The sequence below is a fragment of the Tabrizicola sp. genome (genome assembly GCF_036781545.1).
Taxonomy (GTDB): Bacteria; Pseudomonadota; Alphaproteobacteria; order Rhodobacterales; family Rhodobacteraceae; genus Tabrizicola.
On record NZ_DAIQAT010000181.1, the window covers coordinates 1 to 6,555 of the forward strand.

Sequence of the window (6,555 nt, forward strand, 5' to 3'; positions counted from 1 at the left end):
GATCGGCAGCCGGTCGGCGGGATGGGGGGTGATGTCGACCACGTCGATGGCGGGGTCGCTCAACACCTCTTCCCAACGATCCGTCACGCGGGCCTTCGGCGCGAACTCGGCGGCCTTGGCTTCGGCCTTCGCGAGCGTGCGGTTGCAGATCGCCGCCACCTCCCAGCCCGCCGTGCGATAGGCGTCGAGATGCGCGCTGACGATCCCGCCCGCCCCGATCACACCGATGCGCGGGCGGTAGCTGCGCGGCATCGGCGGCCGGTAGGGCAGGTCCGGCGCGGGAACTTCGGCCAAGGCGGCCGATTTCAGGGCGTAGGTGTCGGCGTCCGGCTCGCTCATGGCACCAGCGGCAGGCTGCGCTTTTCGCGGGCGGAGAGGGCGGCCGTATCGACGATGCGCTGGCCGGTCAGGCTGACGGCGGGGTCGAGCGGGCCGGTCGTCAGCGGCTCACCCCGCGCGATGCAGTCCAGCACATATTCGATGGCGTTGCGGCCGCCGGGCGGCAGCGGGGCGGCGGGGATCGGATGCGGTTCGGGATTGGCGCGGGTCTGGACCATGACGTGGTCGGCATAATCCCAGCTGGCGATGGTCCCCTCGGTCCCCACCAGGATGAACCCGCATTTCGGCTGCGGCTGGATCACCCAAGGGTCGGTGAAAGTGCCCCAGCGGGTCTCCATCTTCGACAGGCCCTTGGCGTATCGGCATACGACGATGGCATGCTGGTCGACCTCGATGCCCGGCGTCTCGTCGGTGACGCAGGTGACTTCCAGCGGCGCCTCGCCACCCCGATACCAGGTGCCCAGCGTGGCACCGTAGCCGAGGTAGTCCAGCAGACTGCCCCCGCCCGAGGCGCGCTTGTACCACCAGGAGGTCGGCTTCTGCCGCTCGACCTCTTCGCGGCTGACTTCGATCTTGTCGGCCAGATGGTAGAGCGGCCCACGGTTGCCGCCGTAGGAATGGATCTCGATCACCTCACCGATCATGCCTTCGTCGACCAGGCGCTTGGCGGTGACATGGCTTTCCACCCAGCGCAGCGGCCAGTTGATCGCCAGATATTTGCCGGTGGGCTGCACGGCCTCGATCATCGCGCGGGCATCGGCGACGGAGGAGGCGAAGGGTTTCTCGACGAAGACATGCACGCCGTAGGCTGCAAGCCGCTTCGTGTAATCCGCATGGTTCGCGGTAGCGGCGCAGAGGATGGCGAGGTCGGGCTGCGCGGCCTTCATGCAGGCGTCGAAATCGGTGAAGACCCGGTCCTCGGGGATGCCGAATGTGTCGATGGCGCGCTGCATGGTCGCGCGGTCGGGGTCGAAGATGCCGGCGATCTCGGCATCCGGGTGCTCATCCACGCAGCGCAAGAGGTCGCCCATGTGCATGTGGTCGAAACTGATGCCGACGATGCGGAAGCGTGCCATGGAAAAACCTTTCAGCTGCGTTCGGTCAGGCGGATGAAGAGCGCGGTGACCGCCAGGATGATGAGGCCGAAGAGGATGCGCCGCCCGCCTTCCGGAATTTGCATCAGCGTCAGCATCGAGGTCAGCACCGTCAGGATCAGCGCGCCGACGATGGTGCCACCGAACCCGCCGCGTCCGCCGAAGATCGAGGTGCCGCCAATCACGGCAGCGGCGACCGAAGGCAGGTCGAGCGGCAATGCCAGCGACAGCGAGGCGGTCTTGATCTGGCCAAGATAGAGGAGGCCCGTGACCCCGGCGATCACGCTGGAGATCGTATAAAGCGTCAGGTGCACCTGCCAGACGCGGACGCCGGACAGCCGCGCGGCAGCCTCGTTCGCGCCGATGGCATAGAGGAGCCGCCCGAAGCCGCTGCGCCGCTGCGCCCAGATGACGAGAGCGGCGAAGGGGATGAAGAGGACCAGGCTGTTCGGCAGGCCCAGGCTGCGGCCGGTGCCGAGCCAGATCAGGAAGTCGGGGATCAGCACGCCGGTCGCGATGACGTAGCGCTGGTAGACCAGAAGACAGCCGGTCGCGATCAGCGCGGTGCCCAGCGTCATGATCAGCGGATGCACCCGGCAGATGGCGACGCCGAAGCCGTTCACCAACCCGACCAGAACCGCGCAGGCCAACGCCACGGCAATGGCCGGGGGAACGCCGGTCATAGGGGCAAGTGTGGCGGTCACATAGGCGGCGATGGTGGCGACGGTGCCGACCGACAGGTCGATGCCGCCGGTCAGCATGGTCAGCGTCTGGCAGGCGGCGAGCATGGCCAGCGGGATGGCGATCTTGATCGTGTTTCCGGCCCAGAACATGCTGAGGACGCCGGGGTTCAGGATCGCGAGCACGGCGATCAGCAGGATCAGAAGGCCGATCAGCGGCAGGAGAGGGTTATCCACCATCATCCGGCCCAGCCGGGACATGGGCGAAGGCGTGTCCGTCATCGTCATGTGCGTCTTCCCCGTGTGGCCAGAACCGCGCCGAACATCACCACCGCGACCATGATCGTGCCCTCGACGATGGCCGCGACATTGGGGTCGACGGAAAGGAGGGTCAGGTCCATCCGGACGGTGCGCAGGATGAAGACGGCGAGGATGGGGCCGATAAGGCCGCCCCTGCCGCCGCCCAGAACCACGCCCCCCAGCACGACTGCGGCGACCGAGGCGAGGAGATAGGGCCCGGGGATGGGTTCGCCGATGCCGGTGCCCATGGTAACGGAAAGCCCGCCGAGAGCCGCGAAGAGACCACAGAGCGCATAGGCTGCGATGCGGGTCTGGCCGACGGGGACGCCTGAGCGGAAGGCGGCCATCGGGTCCGAGCCGATGGCATAGAGCCGCAACCCGAGCTTCGAACGCCGGATCGGCAGCCAGATCAGCGCGGTGACAATGGCGAGGAAGACGATCCCGCGCGGCAACCAGCCAAGGCCGGGCAGGGGCACCCCGCCCGCCCCCATGGCCCGCAGCCACCCGGCGGCCCCGCCTCCGGGAGCGTTCAGGATCAGCAGCGCCACGCCCTGCCAGACGAAGAGCATGGCGAGCGTGACGACGATGTCGGGAACCCTGGAGGCGACGATCAGGACGCCGTTGATCGCCCCCATCGCCAGCCCCAGCGCCAGGACAGCGATGACCACCAGCACTGCCTGCGCGTCGCTGGCCCCGGCCATCAGCACGGCACCGGTCACGCTGGCTACCGCCATCATCGCGGCGATGGAAAGGTCGATACCCCCGGCGAGGACGACGATCGCCATGCCGACGGTGGCGAGCGCAAAGGGCAGCGCGGCGCGGGCCAGACTGTCGAGGCCCGAGGCGCCGAAACCGGGTTGGATCAGCTTGGTGGCCAAGAGGAGCGCAACAAGCAGCGCGGCGAGGCCCAGCGTCCAGGAGTTTGCTTCGATCCAGCGCTTCATGCGGGTGCCCTTTCGGTCAGCCCGTAGGCGGCGCGCATCAGGGTGGATTCGTCGGCATCCTTGGCGTCGATCACATCGACCACCCGCCCGTTGAAGATCACCACCGCCCGGTCGCAGGCAAGACGGATTTCGGCGAGTTCGGAGGTGTAGAACAGCACAGCCGCGCCCTGGTCGGCGAGGGTGCGGACCAGCGCATAGATCTGTCGCTTGGTCCGGATGTCGATGCCGCGCGTCGGGTCGAAGAGGAGAAGCGTCTGCACGCCCTTGGCGATCCAGCGGGCGATGGTGACCTTTTGCTGGTTCCCGCCCGACAGCCTGCGCACCTCGCCTTGGGCACGGGTGTCGATCTGCAGCGTCTCGATGGCGGCGCCGACCTTGGCGGCTTCCTCGCGCATCGGGATCGCGCCCCAGTTGCGGAAGCGGGCGAGAAGAGGAATGGCGATATTCTCGCGGACCGAGCGGGACATCAGCAGCGCATGGGCGCGGTCGCCGGGGACCAGGGTCAGCCCGGCGGCGATGGCGTCGGCGGGGTGGCTGAATGTCTTGGAGGTGCCATCGACCTCGACCGCTCCGGCGCTGGCCTTGCGGTTCCCTGCCAGCACGTCGAACAGCTCGTCTTGGCCCTGGCCTTCCAGCGCGACGACACCCAGCACCTCGCCTTTGTGGAGGTCGAAGGAAACGTCGGTCAGGCGTGTCCCGGTCTTCAGGCCGCGGACCCGAAGGCGGGGGGTCTGGGCGGGGACAGGCTTCACCGGGCGTTCCTCGGCCACGGCGGCGGCGACGGCGCCGCCCAGCATCATCTCGACGATCTTTTCCTCGATCCCCGGCTCGATGGCGACGTCTGCCACCGTCAGGCCGTCGCGCAGGACCGTCGCCCGGTCGCAGATCGCGGCGATCTCCTTGAAGCGGTGAGAGACATAGATGACGGACCGGCCAGCGTCAGCCTGGGCGCGCACCACCTTGAGCACGCGGTCGACGAGGTCGGTGGGCAGCGCGGCGGTGAGTTCGTCGAGAAGAAGGACGTCGGGTTCGATCGCCAGAGCGCGGGCGAGATCGACGATGCGGAGGGAGGCCAGCGGTAGCGAGCGGATCAGCGCGTCGGAATCGAGGTCGGGCAGGCCAAGCTCTGACACCCAGTGCCGGAACGGCTGCAGGGGCGTATCGCCAAGGCGCAGGTTGTCAGCGACCGAAAGATCGGGGATCAGCGAAGGTTCCTGGTAGACGGGAACAAGACCCCAGCGCCGCGCCCCGGCGGGGCTGGCGACGGTACTTTCCCGGCCCTTGATCTTCACATGTCCGGCGTCGGGTTTCAGGACTCCGGTCAAGATCTTGACGAACGTCGACTTGCCGGCCCCGTTCGCGCCCATCAGGGCCACGACCTGCCCGGCCTTGACCTGCAAAGAGGCGCTTTTGAGAGCCTGAACCGCGCCAAAGCGCTTGGCGACACCCGTGGCGTCGAGAACGGCGTCATGAACGTCGTCGGGGGCATCCGGCATGGCAGGCTTTCAGGTCAGGGAAGACGACCCCCGGAGACGCTCCGGGGGTCGGATCGGATCAACTGGGCAGAAGACTTATTCGCCCGGGCCTTTGCAGGCGATGATCTGGTCCATCGTATAGGTGGTCCAGCCGTCGATCGAGACCGAGACCGGCCATTCCGGCGACAGGTTCGGGTTGGCGGCGGCGGCGAGCTTGGCCTTGCCTTCCTCGCTGACGTTGTCCCAGATCGCCGGGTTCACCAGCACGGTCTTGTCGGCCGGAACCTTGCCGTCAAGGATCTGGATCGCCAGCGCCACACCCGCGCCACCGACCGAGCCCGGGTTGGTCACGGCGGCGCCTTGCAGGCCCTCGACCGAGGACAGCTGGCCCACGAAGCCCGCGTTGTCCGCGCCCACCACCGGTACCAGCGGCGCGCCGCTTTCAACCAGCGCATCGACGATGACGTTGTCGATGCCCGAGGTCCAGATGCCCTGGAACGGCACGCCCGCAGCGATGATGTCGTTGATCTGCTGCTTGCCTTGGTCCTGCTGCCAGCCGGTGAAGGTTTCCTGCGCAATGGTGATGTCCGGGTATTCGGCCATCGCCCGCTTGAAGCCCCTGTCGCGGTCGTTGTCCGCGCCCGCGCCCGCAGCGCCCCGCATGTAGACCACGGCACCCTTGCCGCCCATCGTCTCGAACAGCCACTTGGCGCCGATATAGGCGTATTCTTCCTGGTTGTTCGACAGGATATAGGCCGAAGGCTCGGTCACTGCCTGGTCGACGGCCACGACGACGATGCCCGCATCGGTGGCTTCCTTGATCGCGGCATTGATGCCGTCGGCGTTGGTCGGGTTGACCACGATGGCCTGAACGCCCGCCTGGATCAGGTTGCGGATGTCTTCCAGCTGGCCCGCCGCGTCGGTGTTGCGGTGGGCGATGTTCAGGCTGTCGACCTTGCCCGAGGCCAGCGCCTCGGCCTTCATCGCGCAGACCATCTCTTCGCGCCAGCCGTTGCCCTGAACGGTGTTCGAAATGCCGATCTTGTAGCCTTCTGCGGCGGCCATCCCGGCCAGGCCAAAGGTCAGCGCGGTTCCAAGAAGCAGTCTTTTCATCGTGATCCTCCCAGATCGTTGGTGTCTTCAGTTCGTCGTCTTCCACCTGTCGCCCGACACGGCAACGAACGTGTTTTCCAAGGTATCGCCCATAAGGGCGCGAATCGTGCCTTTTCTAGAAGTGTAGTGGTTTCAGGGCGTATGTAAACCTTTACATCCTGCAAGCGAGCGGGAAGAATGCCCGATATTCCCAGCGGAGCGCAGGGCGGATGAGTCGACCGACGATTGACGATGTTGCCCGGCTGGCAGGCGTTTCCATCGCGACGGTCAGCCGCTGCCTGCATACCCCGGACATCGTGGCCGCCAAGACGCGAGAGCGGGTTCTGCGCGCGGTGCGCGAGACGGGATACAACCTCAACGCGGCGGCCCAGTCGCTGCGGTCGCGACGGGCGAACACCGTGCTCGTCGTCGTGCCCGATATCGGAAATACCTTCTTCTCTGAAATCCTTGGCGGGATCGAGCGTGAGGCCTCTGCTGCGGGGCTGACCATGCTGATCGCCAACAGCGGGCGGTCGAGAACCCGCGAGGAGGTCTATGTCCGCTATCTGCTGAACGGGCGCGCCGATGGGGCGCTGCTTCTGGCCGAGCCGAAGGCGCGCTGGTCCGACAT

7 protein-coding genes are annotated in these 6,555 nt (G+C 67.0%); 1 reads left to right on the forward strand and 6 read right to left on the reverse strand.

Features of this window, described 5'->3' with window-relative positions:
• From V7Q39_RS18275 to V7Q39_RS18300, 6 genes are all read right to left on the reverse strand, one after another.
• The coding region (locus V7Q39_RS18275; RefSeq protein ID WP_333818040.1) for a Gfo/Idh/MocA family oxidoreductase at window positions 1-339 on the reverse strand (339 nt) is incomplete at its 3' end.
• Complete coding sequence (locus V7Q39_RS18280; RefSeq protein WP_333818041.1) at window positions 336-1,415, reverse strand: Gfo/Idh/MocA family protein; 1,080 nt, start codon at window positions 1,413-1,415, stop codon at window positions 336-338. The genes V7Q39_RS18275 and V7Q39_RS18280, both read right to left, overlap by 4 nt.
• Before the next feature lie 11 nt (window positions 1,416-1,426).
• A complete protein-coding gene (locus V7Q39_RS18285) occupies window positions 1,427-2,401 on the reverse strand; it encodes an ABC transporter permease (protein ID WP_333818042.1) in 975 nt (324 codons plus the stop codon).
• Entirely contained in the window at window positions 2,398-3,357 is a 960-nt protein-coding gene (locus V7Q39_RS18290; protein ID WP_333818043.1) for an ABC transporter permease, read from the reverse strand. The genes V7Q39_RS18285 and V7Q39_RS18290 overlap by 4 nt, the downstream gene beginning before the upstream one ends.
• Window positions 3,354-4,853, reverse strand: coding sequence for a sugar ABC transporter ATP-binding protein (locus V7Q39_RS18295; RefSeq protein WP_333818044.1), 1,500 nt, complete (start codon window positions 4,851-4,853; stop codon window positions 3,354-3,356). Before V7Q39_RS18295 ends, V7Q39_RS18290 begins: the two co-directional genes overlap by 4 nt.
• A gap of 75 nt (window positions 4,854-4,928) precedes the next feature.
• The gene (locus tag V7Q39_RS18300) at window positions 4,929-5,945 is read right to left on the reverse strand and encodes a substrate-binding domain-containing protein (RefSeq protein WP_333818045.1); all 1,017 of its coding nucleotides are present in this window, start codon (window positions 5,943-5,945) and stop codon (window positions 4,929-4,931) included.
• 209 nt (window positions 5,946-6,154) lie between these two features.
• On the opposite strand from V7Q39_RS18300, the gene V7Q39_RS18305 reads away from it, so the two are divergent.
• Window positions 6,155-6,555 (forward strand): LacI family DNA-binding transcriptional regulator (locus tag V7Q39_RS18305; RefSeq protein ID WP_333818046.1); only part of this gene is annotated, 401 nt, incomplete at its 3' end.

Coding starts and splice junctions, on each gene's coding strand:
- V7Q39_RS18280 (WP_333818041.1), bottom strand. CDS start 1,415: ATGGCACGCTTCCGCATCGTCGGCATCAGTTTCGACCACATGCACATG.
- V7Q39_RS18285 (WP_333818042.1), bottom strand. CDS start 2,401: ATGACGATGACGGACACGCCTTCGCCCATGTCCCGGCTGGGCCGGATG.
- V7Q39_RS18290 (WP_333818043.1), bottom strand. CDS start 3,357: ATGAAGCGCTGGATCGAAGCAAACTCCTGGACGCTGGGCCTCGCCGCG.
- V7Q39_RS18295 (WP_333818044.1), bottom strand. CDS start 4,853: ATGCCGGATGCCCCCGACGACGTTCATGACGCCGTTCTCGACGCCACG.
- V7Q39_RS18300 (WP_333818045.1), bottom strand. CDS start 5,945: ATGAAAAGACTGCTTCTTGGAACCGCGCTGACCTTTGGCCTGGCCGGG.